This window comes from Streptococcus devriesei DSM 19639 (assembly GCF_000423725.1).
In the GTDB taxonomy this organism is placed as follows: domain Bacteria; phylum Bacillota; class Bacilli; order Lactobacillales; family Streptococcaceae; genus Streptococcus; species Streptococcus devriesei.
The window spans coordinates 84019-101221 of the sequence record NZ_AUIN01000014.1 but is presented as its reverse complement, the minus strand read 5'-3'; the positions used below and the strand labels follow the sequence as shown (position 1 = coordinate 101221).

Here is a 17203-nt window from a genome sequence, read left to right as displayed (position 1 = left end):
TCCGGAAGTGTGTTCCAGGCTCGTTATTTTTTGCCTTAAAGAAACTATAAGTTTTCTCCGCTATACTTGATGAAAACGTAAAGGAGGACACAGCTATGGTAACCAAACAACATCATTCTGCTGCCAATATCCTGCTCTTTTTTACCTCTTTTATTGCCGCAAAATGGTTTTATGACACCTTTCTCAGAGTCTATGCCCATTATATTTCAAATTACGGTCTGGACTTTGCCTTATTTTTAAATGTCATCATTACTCTTATCTTGTCCTATTTTACCTTTGTCCTGCTCAAATTCTGCTGCACCCAGCAAATTAAAAGCACCAGTATCATTATCTCCTACCTCATATACAGCCTTCTGCTTGTTTATGCTATCCTCTTAAAAAATATAGGCCACCAAGGGCTGGTGCTCGACCCTCTCTCTTTTATCCATGATATAGCCAACGGCAGCAGATTCGTTCCTGCGATGAACTTACTGATGTTTATTCCCATAGGATTTTTGTACCCGCCGTCAAAAGCTAATCTCAGTTTATCTTTGCTGGGACTGATTCTTTTAGAAAGCTGCCAGTATGTTTTTCATCTTGGCGTTTTGGATTTAGGAGATATTAGCTTAAATTTTATTAGTTTGCTCATCGGCAACAGTTTCCATATCAGCTGCCTGCCCAGATGGATTGAAGGGCACACAGTCAGCCGATCTCATCAATCATAGCTGTTCTTAAAACTCGACAAAGTTTCAAGAACAGCCTTAAATTCACAAATCATTCATCATACTCTGGCATAAGGAAACAGGGAAAATCGGTCTGTCAATGACATTAATTTTCCCTCTTCCTTATTTATTTGCCGTAAATTTTATGAAAAAAATCTTTTTCTTGACAAGTGAGCAAGCACTCACTATAATAGTTGTCGTAAAAAGTTAGTGATTAATCACTAACCATCTTATGGAGGATGCTATGGAAAAATTACTAAATTTGCAGGCCTTGAGGAAAAACTTCGGCAAGCAGGTTGTTCTCAATAAAGTCAGTTTTGAATTAAATTCAGGTGAAATTGTCGGTTTGATCGGCCCGTCCGGAGCGGGGAAATCAACTATGATTAAAACCATGCTGGGCATGGAAAAAGCTGACAGTGGAGATGCTCTCGTTCTCAGCCATCGCATGCCCAACCGCCATATTCTTGGGGAAATCGGCTATATGGCTCAGTCCGATGCCCTTTATGAATCACTCTCCGGTTTAGAAAACATGGAATTCTTCGCCCAAATGAAGGGGCTGTCTAGACGTGATATTCCAAAAGCCATTGACCATGCCTGTCAGGTTGTTGACTTATCTGAGCATCTGAACAAAGCTGTTTCAGGTTATTCCGGAGGTATGAAACGCCGTTTGTCTTTAGCCATTGCTCTGCTGGGAAATCCGCGGCTTTTGATTCTGGACGAACCCACTGTTGGAATTGACCCCGCTCTGCGCCGCAAAGTCTGGCAGGAACTGCGCCAATTAAAACAAGACGGTGTGGGGATTTTAGTGACTACACACGTGATGAGTGAAGCTGAACTGACAGATAAGGTTGGTTTATTGCTTGATGGCAAAATGATGGCCTTTGACAGTCCGGAAAATCTGAAGTCAGCCTATGGTGTTCATTCCATTGAAGAGGTTTTCTTAAAAGCAGAAGGAGAATTATGATGAGAATTTTAGCCATTTCAAAAAAAGTTTTAACTGAACTGCTGCGTGATAAGCGCTCGCTGGCACTGCTGTTTTTAGCACCAATCCTCGTTATGTGGCTTATGAATGTAGCCTTTTCTGTCAGCACTGAAACCAAGGTCACATTCGCTGCGGTTGATGTCCCGCAAGAACTCTCTGCTTCATTGGATAAACTTGACCATATCAGCCTTAAAGCTTATGATGACAAAAGCACTGCCCTCAAAGCATTAAAAGATGAAAAAGCAGATGCCCTTCTTGTTTATAAAGACAAGGAACATTACGAAATTGCCTATGCCAATACGGATCCCAGCAAAACCAGTCTGACACGGCAGACCCTAAAAAGCACTCTAAAACAAGGACAGATTCAGGATTTGATCAAACAGCTAAAGAAAGCACAAAAAACAGCTGCAAAACAAGCGCAGGCTGGCAATAGACAAGTTCCTCAAACTCAGCCTCAGCAAATAAAGCCCGCAGACAGCTTGCAGAGCAAGGTAAAACTGTCGGAAAACTATATTTACGGAGACAAAGATACAACTTTCTTTACTAAAATGATACCAATTCTTATGGGCTTTTTCGTCTTCTTCTTTGTCTTTCTCATCTCGGGTATGGCTCTTCTTAAAGAAAGAACCTCTGGAACTCTGGACAGACTCCTTGCAACGCCTGTTAAACGCTCTGACATCGTCTTTGGCTATATGCTGTCTTACGGCCTTGTCGCCGCTATCCAAACAACGGTTATTGTTCTGTCAACCATCTGGCTTTTAGACCTTCAGGTAGTCGGCAGTATGATTGATGTCATTCTGATTAATATTCTTTTTGCACTCGTCGCTTTATCCTTTGGTATTTTGCTGTCAACACTTGCCGGCTCAGAATTTCAAATGATGCAGTTTATTCCCTTGATCATTGTGCCCCAGCTGTTCTTTTCAGGAATTATTCCTTTGGATACCATGGCAGATTGGGTGCAATCTGCCGGAAAAATTTTCCCTCTGTACTATGCCGGACATGCTCTGTCAAAAGTTATTCTGCACGGCACCAATTTGTTGAGCCTTAAAGACGATTTGTTCATTCTCTTTCTTTTCCTGCTTGTCCTTACAATTTTAAACATTATTGGACTTAAGCGTTACCGCAAGGTATAATTAAGATAAAGAGGTAATTATGGACAAAAATAATATTTTAGGCAACTACCGTGACTGGCTGGAACATCATCAAATGCCGGCCGGCAAAAAGAAAACGCTGGCCGCTGCTATCGAGCTTTTCTCTCAAAAAGGCTACAATGGTACGTCTACCGCTCAAATTGCCAACAGGGCCGGCATCAGTCAGGCAACTATTTTTAAATATTTTAAAACCAAAAGCGACCTCCTGACAGAAATCATGCAGCCCATGATTCCTGAATTAAAAAAAGCCTTTCTTCCTCAATTAAAAGCTCATACTAATTTGGAAGAGGCCGTTCACTTTATCGTTCAGGATCGTTTCCAATTTTTGGTACAAAATGCAGAGCTGATTAAAATTCTTATCCAAGAGTGTCTGGTCAACGCTGAACTGCGGCAGGCACTGCTGGCAAATATTGAATCTGCTGTTACCACAGATTTTGCGGACTATTGGCAGATTTTAAAAGAAAACAACCCTCAGCTCAGTGATCTCAGTCCTTTGGAGGTTGCTCGAATTAATATCGGTCCGCTCTTTGCTTACTTTGCCCAGCGTTTTATTCTCAACATTCCCAGCTCAGCTGAAAAAGAGGATTTGGCTCTCATCGAAAAACAAATTCTGGCACTCTTGACTCTGCCGCACAAAGACTCCTAAAAAAACTGATTAAGCAGCCGGCCTTTTTGCATAAACAAAAAGAGAGCAAAGCCCAAGTCATTTTCCCTTAGAAAACGGTTTGAGCTGCTCTCTTTTTATGTTCTTTATCACATCATGATGATTTTATTGCGCTTTTAAAGCTGACAAAATCTGGGTCCGCATATCTTCGACACCCTCCGGATTATTAGGCAAAAAGAGGGTTTGATTGCCGCCTGCAGCGAACTGATTCAAAGTATCGAGATATTGGTTGGTCAAGAGAATAGACATGATTTGTTCTTCTGTCATTCCAACGTTAGCTTGTTTAAGCTCAGCGATAGACTCAGCCAAACCATCAACAATCGCCTTACGCTGTTGGGCAATACCGACACCATGTAAACGGTCTTTCTCTGCTTCTGCAGAGGCTGCCGTAACGATCTTAATCTTATCAGCTTCTGCTAATTCCTGAGCGGCTACCCGTTTACGCTGAGCCGCATTGATTTCATTCATTGACTGCTTAACTTCAGCATCCGGTTCAACCTTGGTAATCAAGGTCTTAACGATAATGTAGCCGTAAGTTGACATTTCTTCTGCCACTTGATGCTGAACTTCAAGAGCAATTTCATCTTTTTTCTCAAAGAGTTCATCCAAGGTCAGCTTGGGAACAGATGAACGCAGGGCATCTTCAATATAAGATTTAATTTGTGCTTCCGGACGCATCAGTTTATAGTAAGCATCTGTTACATTTTGTTCATTGACACGGTATTGCGTCGCAATATTAAGGGTAACAAAGACATTATCCTTGGTTTTGGTCTCAACGATAATTTCAGTCTGCAGCAAACGCAGCTGAACACGCGCAGCAATCTTGTCAACACCAAAGGGCAGACGGATATGAATCCCGCTGCTGGCTGTTACTTGGTAGCGCCCAAAACGTTCAATAATAGCAACTGTCTGCTGACGGACAACATACAGACCGCTGGCAATTAAAATAATGCAAAATAACAATACAAGGCAAAGAAAGATAAAAATGATCATAACAATCTCCTATTTCTGTGTTTCACTTATTATAAACTATTCTTTGGTGCTTGACAAGAAAAACTAAACCAGCATATTATAGAGACTTTCATTTCCATGAAGGTTGATATAGCTTGGATCAAAAGCACTCAGGCGATCAATCAGCGCCTGATAGTCATTCTTATCAGCCAAAGTAATGCCGATCAGAACAGGACCTGTTCCTTTATTGGCACGTTTGATGTACTCAAAACGTGTGATGTCATCATCAGGCCCTAAAATGTTATTAACAAATTCACGCAAGGCTCCCGGACGCTGTGGAAAATTAACAACAAAATAATGTTTAACGCCATCATAGATCAAGGCACGCTCTTCCATTTCCTGCATACGGTTAATATCATTATTACCGCCGGAAATTACACAGACAACTGTCTTGCCTTTGATATCTTCTTTCATGACTTCCAGCGCTGCAATGGAGGCTGCGCCTGCCGGTTCAGCGATGATGCCTTGTTTAGAATACATATCAATCAAGGTTTCAGAAATCAGGCCTTCATCAACACCAATTAGTCTGTCAACATATTTTCTGGCCACCTCATAGGTTGAACGCCCGACTTTTTGCACTGCAATGCCATCAGCAAATTTATCAATGTGTTCCAATTTAACCGGATGGCCCTTATCAAAAGCAGCTCTCATGCTGCGTGCTCCCATAGCCTCAACGCCGACTACTTCAATTTCCGGTGCGACATCTTTGATGTAAGCAGCAATTCCTGAAATCAAACCGCCGCCGCCAACCGGTACCAAAATAGCATCAAAACTCAGACCATCTTCCTGAGCTTGTTCGTAGATCTCATAAGCAACAGTTCCTTGTCCGGCCTGAACGTTTTCATCATCAAAAGGATCAATGAAGGTCATTCCTTCGGACTTAGTATAGTCCTGGGCAGCCTGAGCTGAGGCATCAAAGGTATCTCCCACCAATTTGATATCAACAAAGGAGCCGCCGAAAAATCGTACTTGGTTGATTTTTTGGTGAGGAGTTGTTACAGGCATGAAAATAGTTGCAGGAATTTTCATTTCATGACAAGTATAAGCAACACCCTGCGCGTGATTACCTGCGGAAGCACAGACAACACCGCTTTTCTTCTCCTCATCAGACAGCTGTGAAATGGCATAATAAGCCCCGCGCAGTTTAAAGGAACGCACCTTTTGCATATTTTCACGTTTTAAATAAACAGTCGCTTGGTACTTTTCAGACAAATAACGGTCAAATTCAAGCGGTGTACGGACAACGACATCTTTTAACACATCGTGGGCCGCAACCACGTCTCTAGCTGAAATCATAATTCTCCTCTTTTTCAAAATATTCAGTCTATTCATTATAACAAAAAAAGTCACAAAATGATAGACAGAGCTTGCGAGGCAGACAAGCCTCAATCTATGGCAGCTCTGAAAAGCCATCGTTTAAAACTAAAAAATACCGGAAAAAATCCGGTATTTCAGGTTGTAGACAAATTCTCAAAACTAAATTCTCTCTAAAATTTCAGCATAGAATAGTATTGCTTTCCCATTTTGTAAAATGATATAGAAACGATCAAAACCTAACCCGATACTTTCCGATGTAGCAAAAGAGGCAGAAACATTGAGTTTCTGCCTCTCGGAGATTTTGAGACCTAGGCTCAAAATCTAGATATGGAATTCCGAAGGAAGTCGCTATCGTCCGTGCTACCTAAGGAAAGTATCATAACAAAATATTACTTTTTGAGAAAATAGACTTTTTCTTCAGCAATTCTATCAGTTATAAATTTGGAAAGCATCGTCATCATTTTGATTAACAAATGGCATTGCCTTGCGAAGCTCTGCTCCGACCTTTTCAATTTCAAGATTGGCAGCTTCTTTGCGGTAAGCTTCCAGACGCGGACGTCCGTTTTGGTAATCATCCACAAATGACTGAGCAAATTTGCCGTTTTGGATATCAGCAAGGACAGCTTTCATATTTTCTTTAACTTGTTCCGTAATGACACGCGGACCTGATACATAATCGCCAAATTCAGCGGTGTTTGAGATAGACTGACGCATTTTCTTGAAGCCGCCTTCGTAAATCAAATCAACGATTAATTTCATTTCATGAAGTACTTCAAAATAAGCCAATTCCGGCGCATAGCCAGCTTCAGTAAGCACTTCAAAACCAGCTTCGATAAGAGCAGTTAAACCGCCGCAAAGAACAGCCTGTTCACCAAACAAGTCTTCTTCTGTTTCTTCTTTGAAGGTTGTTGCCAAAAGCCCAACGCGTGCAGCACCAATGCCTTTAGCCCAGTCCATAGCAATATTTTGTGCATTGCCGCTTGGATTTTGATAAACAGCAAAGAGCGCAGGTACACCGAAGCCTTCTTGGTAGGTACGGCGCACTAAGTGACCGGGTCCTTTTGGCGCAACCATAAATACATCAACATCTTCAGGTGCTTTGATGTATTCAAAGCGGATGTTAAAGCCGTGGGCAAAGCCGAGAGCTTTACCGGCACTTAAGTTTGGTGCAATCTCATCAGCATAGAGTTTTGCCTGAATTTCATCCGGTGCCAAAATCATGATGATATCGGCCAATTTAGTAGCTTCTGCCACTTCATAGACATCAAAGCCGTCTTCTTTAGCCTTGTCAAAAGATTTACCATGACGCACACCAATAATCACATCGTGACCGGAATCACGTAAGTTTTGCGCATGTGCATGACCCTGTGAACCATATCCGACAACGGCAATTTTTTTACCGTCAAGTGCTGCTACTTTTACATCTGCTTCATATAACATTTCTACTGCCATAATATATCTCTCTTTTCTATTTTTATTATTGCTAAGGTTGGATAACTTCTTTAAAGCTTTTAAGATAAATCCCTTGTGAATCCTGTTGCGCCTGTCCGGGCAATATTTTTAACACCGTAAGGCTGAATCACTCGAATCAAAGCTTCAATCTTATCGGCATCGCCGGTCATCTGAATAGTGATTGACTTTGGTGCCACATCAATGACACTGGCACGAAAAGGCTGAATAATCGCTAAAATTTCGGCACGCTTGCTGGTCGGAGCGGCTACTTTTATCAGGATGACTTCACGTTCCAAATGAGGCTGATCCGTAATATCGCGGACACGGACAACGTCAATCAGACGATTGAGCTGCTTAATAATCTGTTCCACTTCTTCCAGTGAATCAACATCAATAATGATGGTAATTCTGGAAATATTGGGTACCTCGGTATGACCGACTGAAATAGACTCAATATTCACCTGCCGGCGGGAAAGCACCCCGGTAAAACGATTGAGGACTCCGGTGGAATTTTGAAGTTTGGCTGTTAACATTCTACGCATTAAAAGTCACCCCCAACATTTCCGCATTGCTCTTACCTGACGGTACCATTGGATAAACATGTTCACGATTGGAAATATTAACTTCTATCAGCATCGGCTTGTTTTCCAAAATAACTTCCAGATCTTTTTCCAAAGTCATAGGATCAGAAAACTTATAATGACTGATACCGTAAGATTCAGCCAAAAGCTGGAAATTAGGCTCATCATCAAAAGTTGACTCACTCCGGCGCTCATCATAGAAGGACTCCTGCCACTGGCGAACCATGCCCAGCGAATGGTTGTTGATCAAAACGACCTTGATTGGAACACCATAACCATTCAAAATAGCCAGTTCCTGATTGGTCATTTGAAAACCGCCGTCACCTACAAACAGGACAACTTCTTTGTCAGGATTTGCCAACTTGGCACCAACGGCTGCAGGAATACCAAAGCCCATTGTTCCGAGCCCTCCTGATGTGATAATCTGACGTTCATTTTTATAAGGATAAAACTGAGCCGCCCACATCTGATGCTGTCCGACATCTGTGATAACAATCGCCTCTCCTTTAGTCAGCTTGCCAATCGTTTCAATCGCATGCTGCGGTTTGATAATGTCTTCATCAAACTTATAGCTAAAAGGAGCCTTGGCCTTGTTTTGCAAGACCTTGTCTGTCCACTCCCGATGTCTTGTGGAAACTTTATCTGCTTCCAAGAGCTGTTTCAAAGTCTGTTTGGCATCTCCGACAACCGGAATAGCAGTCTTGACAACCTTCCCAATTTCAGCAGGGTCAATATCCACATGGGCAACCACTGCCTTTTTAGCAAAGGTTTTAGGATTGCCTGTCAGCCGATCGGCAAAGCGCGAACCAAAATTAAGCAGGAAATCGCACTCTGTCAGCGCCATATTAGACGCGTAAGACCCGTGCATGCCCCCCATACCCAGAGACAGAGGGTGTTCAATCGGCATTACTCCCAAACTCAAAAGCGTCGATACAACAGGGATATTATAGCGCTCGGCAAAGGCAACTAATTCCGCAGAAGCTCCCGAATAATTAACGCCTCCGCCTGCTAAAATCAACGGTCTTTTCGCCTTTTTAAGCTGGGACAAAATTTTTCTGACCTGCAAATTATTGGGCTCAACGGTCGGCTGATAGCCGGGGACGTTAAGATCGGTCTTGTAATAAAAATTGACCATTTTCTCAGAAACATCTTTAGGCAGGTCAATGACAACCGGACCGGGACGACCGGTCGTTGCAATATGAACAGCCTCTGTTACAATACGCGGAATATCTGCTGCATCGCGGACTTGATAATTGTACTTGGTGATAGGCATCGTAACACCAATAATATCAGCCTCCTGAAAGGCATCCTTACCAATACCGGGGGTTGCAACCTGACCAGTGAAGACCAATATAGGCACACTGTCACTCATGGCGTCAGCAATACCGGTGATAGCATTTGTTGCACCGGGACCGCTTGTCACCACAGCGACACCAAGTTTTCCGGTAGATTTGGCAAATCCTTCCGCTTCGTGCACTGCTCCCTGCTCATGACGGGCTAAAATATGGCGGATCGTATCATTTTTATAGATCGCATCATAGAGCGGTAAGACAGCACCGCCGGGATACCCAAAAATGGTTGTGATTTCTAAACTTTCCAAGGTATCAAGCAGTAATTCTGATCCTGATCTCGGATTTTTAAGCTGTATTTTTTCCACGGGAACCTCCTTTGCAATTATTGTTCAAATTTTCAAAAAATTCAAATCACTTAGTTAATATCATAACATTTTTGAAAAATTTTGCAAGTCCCTTCTGCAATTATCTAATCTTTGCTTTCATTCTTTTTATAGGCAAAAAAGGTTGGTGAATTCTTATGAATGACCGTGCCGACGCAAATGCTTTTTCGCATCATCCATCAAATGCTTAACAACTTAGCATGGCCAGTCACGTAGCTGACTTCTGTTGCAAAGAAGATTTTTTTGCTAGAATAAATAATAATGAAGATAAGCAAAGGAGGCTGCTTTGACCAAATTAGATTCATTCAATCTCGGCGAACTTTACAGAGAGCTCAGACTAGCCAGAGGACTTAAAATGAAAGATATTGCAAATGACAGGCTATCACAATCTCAGCTGTCTAAATTTGAAAACGGACAGACCATGCTCTCTGCAGATAAACTAATAACTGCCATCTCCGCTATCCACATGAGCCTTGCTGAATTTGAACATGCTTATCATCAGTATGAAGACAGTTCCTTTTTCCAGCTGGCCAAAAAAATCGCTGAACACCATGCAAATAAGGATATAACGGGATTGGAAGAACTTCTGAACAGTTATGATGAAAATTCTGAAGTTTACGATACATACAATCAGCTCAATAAACTTGTCATCCGCTGTGCCATTCATGATTTAAAGCCAGAGCATCGTATCACAGAAAAGGACAGAGAATTAGTCACAGCCTATCTTTATAATATTGAAGCGTGGACAGAATATGAGCTCTATATTTTTGGAAACACTTTGTTCATTTTATCGGACAGTGACTTAATTTTTCTGGGGAAAGCTTTTATTGAAAGAGCCACCGCCTATCTGTCAATCCCCAATAACAAACATCGAACACAATTGCTTTTCTTAAATATTATCTTTGTGTTATTAGAGAGAAAGCAGAACAGCCATGCCGATTATTTTATGAAACACCTGGAAAATACCCTGACCTATCAAGATATGTTTGCAAAGACGGTTCTCATTTTTTTAAAGAAAGTTCTCGCCTATCAGGAAAGAAAAATCACCGATAAGTCTGTCTTGGACGATTATATTCATGATGTCAGAAACGTGGGACAGGAAGAAACTGCAGCATTTCTCCAAGAAAACTTAACGAATCTGTTAGCTGATGAAAAGAGCTCTTGAGACATCAAGAGTTCTTTTTCATACCTAAACTGATGATTAGTAATAATAAGGCATAAATGATGAAGCCAAAGTAAGCCAGAGATCTGCTGATGGTTGATAAGAGCGGAAACAGCAAGCTTGTCACAGGCGGTGCCAATACCAAAAGAGAATTAACACTGGTGACAATGCCGCCAATTCTTTCGACGGGGTAACGATTGACAATATCCGCTGAAAAGCGCGGAGAAATAATTCCTACTAAAAAAGCAAGGAGACTGTCTGCCAAGAAAATTAGCCAAATATTATCAGCTATAAAACCCAGCCCTGCCAGAAGAATTGTTATATCAGCCCAAAGATTGATAACAAAAATAGAATGCTTTCTAAACACCTTAGCTGTTAAACTGTTTCCGATTATCATAAACAGGGTAATGATCCCTGATAAGACCGAAATTTTAAGGGGATTGCTCACCGTCGCTAATTCCTGATTTTCCTTGATAAATAAAGCAAACAAAGGCATCAAGCCACCGAAGAAACCATTTAACAGGGCTAACTGAATCAGATTAATCAGTAAAATCCGGTCATCCAGAAAAGATTTGAAATTATCTTTAACCGCTGAAAGAGTCGTTTTTTCTTTAATTGTCTTTATTTTAGATTCCTGCTCTTTAAGAAAGGGCCGCATCAGCCCATAAAGTATTGCCACCGCTAAAAAAATCAAGGCATTTATCAGCGCTAAAGAACTTTCCCTAAAAACTGTCAGCAAGGATGCTCCGGCAAAAGTTGCTAAGACACTCACCAACTGGGTTCCCAAACTAACAAGTCCCTGAGCTTCTTCCATATCGTCTGCTTTCACCAAAGTTTTAGTAAAGGGTGAAAAAAGTGCCGTCGAATAATTTCCACTAATATCTGATAATAAATTTAAAAGCGAAGCTGCCAGGATTAAAAGCAGGGTTGGCGGATAGCTAAAGATAAAGCCGATACCAAGATACATCAGTGTTCTAAAAAGCGAGCTGCTAACTAAGTGACCTAGTTTTTGCTGCTGTCTGTCAGCTGCCACACCTAGAAATAAACTTATCAAAATAGGAAGTGTCTCTGAAGCCGACACAATCATAACTGCTAAACTGCCATTCGGTAAAGAAGCCGCTGCTGTTAACATCGCAGTATAAAATAATCTATCACCGGCTTTCGACAGTAAATTAATACTAACTAATTGTGTAAAGCGTTTATTTTCGGTAAAAAATGTCCGCATAAATTTTCCTTTTGTTAGCCTATCTAATACAAAGTGAACTCTTTTGTTTAACAGTTCCGAATATACTTTATCACAGAAAATTGCCGCTTTAAGAAATATTCAAATACGAATATCAGCTTTTTAAATTTTTCACCTCTGACAGTGAACCCAGTTATTGGCAAAACAAAAAAGAAAGCACCATCTGCTTTCTTTAATATTATTTTTTATTCCACACTCATTATATAAGGATAGACAGGCTGGCTGCCTTGATGGATTTCAACTTCTAAATCTTCGTAATGGTCTTCCAGATAATCTGACAGGCTTTGGGCTTGATCCTGACTGCCGTCTTCCCCAACATAAATAGTGGCAATTTCACTGTCACCGTCAATCATTTTATCAAAGGTTTGGCGCAGGGCTTGATCCATATCTGGCGTTGAAACCAAAATACTGCCGTCAACCATTCCTAAAACATCATCCTTGTGAATAGTCAGACCATCAATAGTCGTATCACGAACAGCCATCGTTACACTACCGCTGACAACCTCTTTGAGACTGTCTGTCATAGCCGCGACATTATCTTCCAAGGAATTGGCAGGGTTGAAGGCCAAAAGGCTGGTGAAACCTTGCGGGATAGTCCGCGTTTCCACAACCGCAGCCGGAACATCAACAACGTCCGCGGCACTTTGGGCAGCCATGAAGATGTTTTTATTATTCGGTAAAATAATAATGTTCTTCGCATTAACAGACTCAATAGCCTTGACAATATCCTCCGTTGACGGATTCATGGTCTGACCGCCGGAAATGATATAATCTACACCTTGTGATTTAAAAATTTCCGCCAAACCGTCACCGGCCGCAACGGCTATCAGAGCATATTCTTTCAGCTCTTTAGCTCTTGGTTCTGACTCTTTTTCCTGAAGAGCCTCATGCTGATTGCGCATGTTGTCAACTTTTACCTTGACAAGAGCCCCGTATTTGAGTCCTTCTTGTATAACCAGACCCGGATCTTCAGTATGAACATGAACCTTAACAATTTCATCATCATTGATAACTAACAGAGAATCCCCTAAGTTACTCAGGTAATTTTGAAAGGCTTCGTAGTCAAAATCTTTGACATAAGTCGGACCCTGCTTAAGTGCCACCATAATTTCTGTACAGTAGCCAAAGGTAATGTCTTGTGTTGCCACATGACTGACAACAGACTTATGATGTTCAGCATTAATCATTTCTGTCATGTTAGCAGGAGTAGCCTGAAAGTCTTCTGACATGATATACTCACCTGTTAAGGCCGACAAAAAACCTTCGTAGATGAAAACTAAGCCTTGGCCGCCCGAGTCAACAACACCTACCTCTTTTAAAACAGGAAGCAGAGCCGGCGTCTTAGCCAAGGCCGCTTTAGCACCATTTAGCGCAGATTGCATCACGTCAACAGCATCATCCGTATTTTCAGACTTTTTAATGGCTGCTGATGCCGCTCCGCGCGATACTGTCAAAATGGTTCCTTCAACCGGCTTCATAACGGCCTTATAAGCTACCTCAACCCCGGCTTGAAGCGCTTGGGCCAAGTCCTTACCTGTCAGTTCTTTTTTATTCTTGATGCTTTGGGCAAAACCGCGGAAAAGCTGAGAAGTGATAACACCTGAGTTCCCGCGCGCTCCCATCAGCAATCCTTTAGAAAGAATTTGACCGACTTCTCCAACTGTTGAAGCCGGTTTATCAGAGACTTCCTTAGCACCATTGTCCATGGTCATGCTCATATTGGTACCTGTATCACCATCCGGGACAGGAAAGACATTCAGTGAATTGACATACTCTGCTTGTTTACCAAGGCGTGTTGCAGCTGCCTGAACCATCCCTTGGAATAAACTTGTTGTAATATTAGCCACTAATCTTCTCCCACAACTTTAATATTTTGTACATAGACATTAACCGTATCAGCAGAAATGCCCAGCTGATTTTCAAGATTAAACTTAACGCGCTCTTGGATATTTTTAGATACTTCACTGATTTTAACACCGTAACTCATCACAGTGTATACATCAACTGAAATACCGGCATCTGTTGATTTTATGACAACACCCTTAGAATAGTTTTCCTTGCGCAGCAGTGCCTGAAAATTATCTTTGATAGCACTCTTGCTGGCCATGCCGACTACCCCGAAGATTTCATTGGCTGAACCGCCAACAACTGTGGCAATCACGTCATCTGACAATTCAATTTGACCGTCTTTTGTGTTAATTTTTACTGTCATTTCGCTACCTCAAAAAGTTTTTATCAGCTTATTTTACCATAATATAGATAGCTTGTAAAAAATTAACAAAAAAAGAGTCCGAAGACTCTTCTTTCATTTTAAACACGTTCTACTTTACCAGATTTAAGCGCACGCGCTGAAGCCCAAACTTTTTTAGGTTTTCCGTCAATAAGAACAGTCACTTTTTGAAGATTTGGTTTTGCTGTGCGTTTGGTTTTGTTCATTGCGTGTGAACGGTTATTTGCTGACACAGTTCTGCGTCCTGTAAAATAACATACTTTAGCCATTTATCTGTCATCCTCCTGCTTAGTCTAGGGGTGAAGTCACCACATACCGTAATATTATAGCAAAATACCAATCGTTTGACAATAGGTCTTTAAACATTTTTCTCAGCTTGCACATCAAAATGGAAGCTATTATAATTATTACTAAACAGAGAGTTGGTGAATTTAATGACTAAAATAATCAAAAATACTGCTCCTGCACTTGGAGAAGCCTTGGCAGAAGGCGCAGTCATTATTCCAAATATTATCTTCGCAGGTTTATTATACCAACATTATGGCCATTACCATTTTTTACTGCCTTTTGTATTATTATATTCATTTGAAAAAGCCGGTTCCTTTGCCTTGCAAGGTTTTGGAAAACTGAAAAATTTATATAAAATTTTAAGATACAGTCTTTTGCTGGCTATTTTAGGGTGCTGCCTTTGTCTGTTTGGAAATGTGCATTTTATATTTTGGGAAGCAGGCGCTGTCTTAACAGGTCTTGGCTTATCTAATTATAATGCTCTTTTTAAAACAATCAAAGATTATTCAGCGGAAAATAACAATCAAGCAAAAAAAGGCGTACTGATTAAAGGCTATCTGATTTTAGGAATCATTATTGCTTTGCTTTTAAGCCTTCGCCATGTGTCAATAACATTCGTATTTGCCATTTTTTTAATGATTTTACTTATGCTATACACCTTTATTTCCCAGCTGGAATGGGAGTCCGGGATGCACAATCAAGCCGCTTTTGAAAAAAAGAGAAAATCCTGGCTGCATTTTTTGCCAGCCGGCTGCATGCTACTATTTGCCTTTTTCACAAGATTATTAAAACAGACAGCAAATAGCAATTATATTCTCTATGTAGGCCTTGCTTTATGTTTATTTCTGATTGTCGGACTGATTTTTAACCCCTTGACTTTTTCCCTACAGGCCTTGTATACCATGTGGTTTGGAGCTGCAAGAAATTTTTTGGTTATTTACAGTCTCATCTATTTTATAGCTATTAATAAACTTTACATGGTTGGACTTTCTTACATCATGATTGTTTTAGGATTGTTTTTATCAATGGCCGCACAAAAGTATTTTAAAGCTATTAAAGAAGAACAGCAATTGCAAATCATTTTTTTAGTCAGCAGCATGGCATGTTTTTTATTTCTCCTGTCGCCTTGGACTTATCTTTTAGGAATCCTGCTGAGCTGTGCATTTATCGCCTCAGGCAATCGTTTAGTTCTGCAAAACTATATTACAGATAATCGGCTTCCCACTTTAGAAAGAAGAGTCATCCGTTCTAAATTTTATGGGCTGGGCGCTATTATCCAGCAGGTAGTTTTATTATCAACGCTGATAGCAGTATCTTGGATTAAAAACCATAATTCAGCTTTGAGTGCTTATTCACTTGCTGACAGTGTTGAGCATATACAAGGAGCTTTTTTCTGCACAAAATTAATCTGTCTTGCTTTCATTGTAACGTCAGGATTATTTTTAGTAAGATTGACCTTAAAACATATGATGAGATAAAAAGAAAAGCACTCCAAGATATTCTAAATAACTCTTAGAGTGCTTTATCATAGCTCTTATTTGATGCCGATTGCAGGACTTGAACCTGTGACCTACGCGTTACGAGTGCGTTGCTCTACCAGCTGAGCTAAATCGGCTAACAGTAATATTTTACTATTTCTAAAAATTTTGTCAATAGAAACAGGCAATCGTTTACGATTTAGCATTCAAAAGTAATAATTGTTTTCAATTGCTGAAAAAAGTAAAACAAGCTTTTTTTATTGAAGACTTCATCGTAACAAAAAATCCCGCCTAGGCGAGATTTTTTGTTACTTCTATGGTCAGACAATTAAGCTTTACCTTCTGAACCAAAGACATCAATACGTTCTTCAACTGCTTCTTGGATAGCTTTAGCGCCATCAGCCAAGAATTTACGTGGGTCAAAGAGTTTTTTCTTATCGTATTCAGCTTCATTTGCATCATAAGCACGCGCAAAGGCACGAGTTGCATTTGAGAATGCAATTTGACATTCAGTGTTAACGTTGACTTTAGCAACACCAAGTTTGATAGCTTCGCGAATTTGATCATCAGGAATACCTGATCCGCCGTGAAGCACGATTGGGAAACCTGGAACAGCTTCTGTCAATTTCTTCAAGTGGCCAAGGTCAAGACCTTCCCAGTTTTCTGGATATGGACCGTGGATGTTACCAATACCTGCTGCCAAAAAGTCAATGCCTGTTTCAACCATTGCTTTAGCATCTTCGATTGGTGCCAATTCACCGCGGCCGACGATACCGTCTTCTTCACCGCCGATAGTACCAACTTCAGCTTCAACTGAAATACCTTTAGCATGTGCTTTTTCAACAACTTCTTTAGCTTTTTCAAGGTTTTCTTCAACTGGAAGGTGTGAGCCGTCAAACATGATTGATGTATAACCAACTTCGATACATTCAAGAGCATCTTCATAATGACCATGGTCAAGATGAATTGCAACTGGTACAGTAATACCCATTGATTCTACAAGAGTTTCAATCAAAACTTTACAAAGTTTGTAACCGCCCATGTATTTAGCAGCACCCATTGAAGTTTGGATAAGAACTGGAGCTTTCTTGCTTTCCGCTGCACGCAGGATAGCTTGTGTCCACTCAAGGTTGTTTGTGTTAAATCCACCAACTGCATAACCGTTGTCACGAGCTGCTTGGACAAATTTTTCTGCTGAAACGATTGCCATTTTTAAAGGCCTCCTAAATATTTTTTGGGTCAAACCCATTACATTGTTTATTTTATCA

16 protein-coding genes and 1 tRNA gene are annotated in these 17203 nt (G+C 40.8%); 6 read left to right on the top strand and 11 right to left on the bottom strand.

Translation table 11 applies throughout. The features are described from left to right. Window positions 1-95 precede the first annotated feature (95 nt). The 4 genes from G573_RS0104010 to G573_RS0103995 all read left to right on the top strand — a co-directional run bounded on the left by G573_RS0104010 (window position 96) and on the right by G573_RS0103995 (window position 3480). Window positions 96-704 carry a hypothetical protein gene (locus tag G573_RS0104010; RefSeq protein WP_027975501.1) on the top strand — a complete coding sequence of 203 codons (609 nt, stop codon included), beginning with the start codon at window positions 96-98 and terminating at the stop codon, window positions 702-704. Between the two features lie 241 nt (window positions 705-945). Then, the gene (locus G573_RS0104005) at window positions 946-1665 is read left to right on the top strand and encodes an ABC transporter ATP-binding protein (protein WP_027975500.1); all 720 of its coding nucleotides are present in this window, start codon (window positions 946-948) and stop codon (window positions 1663-1665) included. Then, window positions 1665-2816 carry an ABC transporter permease gene (locus G573_RS0104000; protein WP_027975499.1) on the top strand — a complete coding sequence of 384 codons (1152 nt, stop codon included), beginning with the start codon at window positions 1665-1667 and terminating at the stop codon, window positions 2814-2816. Before G573_RS0104005 ends, G573_RS0104000 begins: the two co-directional genes overlap by 1 nt. Before the next feature lie 19 nt (window positions 2817-2835). Then, the gene (locus G573_RS0103995; protein WP_027975498.1) at window positions 2836-3480 is read left to right on the top strand and encodes a TetR/AcrR family transcriptional regulator; all 645 of its coding nucleotides are present in this window, start codon (window positions 2836-2838) and stop codon (window positions 3478-3480) included. A 123-nt stretch (window positions 3481-3603) separates the two neighbouring features. Here the strand turns inward: G573_RS0103995 and G573_RS0103990 are convergent, their stop codons facing one another. From G573_RS0103990 to G573_RS0103970, 5 genes are all read right to left on the bottom strand, one after another. Continuing rightward, window positions 3604-4491, bottom strand: a complete 888-nt coding sequence (locus G573_RS0103990; RefSeq protein WP_027975497.1) for an SPFH domain-containing protein — start codon at window positions 4489-4491, stop codon at window positions 3604-3606. Between the two features lie 63 nt (window positions 4492-4554). After that, window positions 4555-5805, bottom strand: a complete 1251-nt coding sequence (ilvA, locus tag G573_RS0103985; RefSeq protein WP_027975496.1) for a threonine ammonia-lyase IlvA — start codon at window positions 5803-5805, stop codon at window positions 4555-4557. 450 nt (window positions 5806-6255) lie between these two features. Further along, a complete protein-coding gene (gene ilvC / locus G573_RS0103980; RefSeq protein WP_483855115.1) occupies window positions 6256-7281 on the bottom strand; it encodes a ketol-acid reductoisomerase in 1026 nt (341 codons plus the stop codon). Window positions 7282-7337: 56 nt separating this feature from the next. Continuing rightward, entirely contained in the window at window positions 7338-7820 is a 483-nt protein-coding gene (gene ilvN, locus G573_RS0103975) for an acetolactate synthase small subunit (RefSeq protein ID WP_003090251.1), read from the bottom strand. Beyond that, the gene (locus tag G573_RS0103970; protein ID WP_027975494.1) at window positions 7813-9516 is read right to left on the bottom strand and encodes an acetolactate synthase large subunit; all 1704 of its coding nucleotides are present in this window, start codon (window positions 9514-9516) and stop codon (window positions 7813-7815) included. Before G573_RS0103970 ends, ilvN begins: the two co-directional genes overlap by 8 nt. 304 nt (window positions 9517-9820) lie before the next feature. Between G573_RS0103970 and G573_RS0103965 the strand changes: the two genes are divergently transcribed. Then, on the top strand, window positions 9821-10699 hold the full coding sequence (locus G573_RS0103965) for an Rgg/GadR/MutR family transcriptional regulator (protein WP_027975493.1): 879 nt from the start codon (window positions 9821-9823) through the stop codon (window positions 10697-10699). Window positions 10700-10703: 4 nt separating this feature from the next. Here the strand turns inward: G573_RS0103965 and G573_RS0103960 are convergent, their stop codons facing one another. From G573_RS0103960 to rpmB, 4 genes are all read right to left on the bottom strand, one after another. Next, window positions 10704-11921 (bottom strand): MFS transporter, encoded by a 1218-nt coding sequence (locus tag G573_RS0103960; protein ID WP_027975492.1) that lies wholly within the window; start codon window positions 11919-11921, stop codon window positions 10704-10706. Between the two features lie 203 nt (window positions 11922-12124). Next, entirely contained in the window at window positions 12125-13786 is a 1662-nt protein-coding gene (locus G573_RS0103955; protein ID WP_027975491.1) for a DAK2 domain-containing protein, read from the bottom strand. Then, window positions 13786-14151 (bottom strand): Asp23/Gls24 family envelope stress response protein, encoded by a 366-nt coding sequence (locus G573_RS0103950; protein WP_027975490.1) that lies wholly within the window; start codon window positions 14149-14151, stop codon window positions 13786-13788. The genes G573_RS0103955 and G573_RS0103950 overlap by 1 nt, the downstream gene beginning before the upstream one ends. 98 nt (window positions 14152-14249) lie before the next feature. Beyond that, window positions 14250-14438, bottom strand: a complete 189-nt coding sequence (rpmB, locus tag G573_RS0103945; protein WP_027975489.1) for a 50S ribosomal protein L28 — start codon at window positions 14436-14438, stop codon at window positions 14250-14252. A 165-nt stretch (window positions 14439-14603) separates the two neighbouring features. Here rpmB and G573_RS0103940 point away from each other — a divergent pair, with 165 nt between their 5' ends. After that, window positions 14604-15935 (top strand): hypothetical protein, encoded by a 1332-nt coding sequence (locus G573_RS0103940; protein WP_027975488.1) that lies wholly within the window; start codon window positions 14604-14606, stop codon window positions 15933-15935. 64 nt (window positions 15936-15999) lie between these two features. On the opposite strand, the gene G573_RS0103935 is transcribed toward G573_RS0103940, so the two are convergent. After that, window positions 16000-16072: transfer RNA gene (locus G573_RS0103935), tRNA-Thr, on the bottom strand. A 191-nt stretch (window positions 16073-16263) separates the two neighbouring features. Beyond that, complete coding sequence (locus tag G573_RS0103930; protein ID WP_027975487.1) at window positions 16264-17145, bottom strand: class II fructose-bisphosphate aldolase; 882 nt, start codon at window positions 17143-17145, stop codon at window positions 16264-16266. Window positions 17146-17203 lie beyond the last annotated feature (58 nt).

Excerpts from the sequence above, each read along its gene's own strand:
- G573_RS0104010 (WP_027975501.1), top strand. The coding sequence starts at position 96 with ATGGTAACCAAACAACATCATTCTGCTGCCAATATCCTGCTCTTTTTT.
- G573_RS0104005 (WP_027975500.1), top strand. The coding sequence starts at position 946 with ATGGAAAAATTACTAAATTTGCAGGCCTTGAGGAAAAACTTCGGCAAG.
- G573_RS0104000 (WP_027975499.1), top strand. The coding sequence starts at position 1,665 with ATGAGAATTTTAGCCATTTCAAAAAAAGTTTTAACTGAACTGCTGCGT.
- G573_RS0103995 (WP_027975498.1), top strand. The coding sequence starts at position 2,836 with ATGGACAAAAATAATATTTTAGGCAACTACCGTGACTGGCTGGAACAT.
- G573_RS0103990 (WP_027975497.1), bottom strand. The coding sequence starts at position 4,491 with ATGATCATTTTTATCTTTCTTTGCCTTGTATTGTTATTTTGCATTATT.
- ilvA (WP_027975496.1), bottom strand. The coding sequence starts at position 5,805 with ATGATTTCAGCTAGAGACGTGGTTGCGGCCCACGATGTGTTAAAAGAT.
- ilvN (WP_003090251.1), bottom strand. The coding sequence starts at position 7,820 with ATGCGTAGAATGTTAACAGCCAAACTTCAAAATTCCACCGGAGTCCTC.
- G573_RS0103960 (WP_027975492.1), bottom strand. The coding sequence starts at position 11,921 with ATGCGGACATTTTTTACCGAAAATAAACGCTTTACACAATTAGTTAGT.
- G573_RS0103950 (WP_027975490.1), bottom strand. The coding sequence starts at position 14,151 with ATGACAGTAAAAATTAACACAAAAGACGGTCAAATTGAATTGTCAGAT.
- rpmB (WP_027975489.1), bottom strand. The coding sequence starts at position 14,438 with ATGGCTAAAGTATGTTATTTTACAGGACGCAGAACTGTGTCAGCAAAT.
- G573_RS0103940 (WP_027975488.1), top strand. The coding sequence starts at position 14,604 with ATGACTAAAATAATCAAAAATACTGCTCCTGCACTTGGAGAAGCCTTG.
- G573_RS0103930 (WP_027975487.1), bottom strand. The coding sequence starts at position 17,145 with ATGGCAATCGTTTCAGCAGAAAAATTTGTCCAAGCAGCTCGTGACAAC.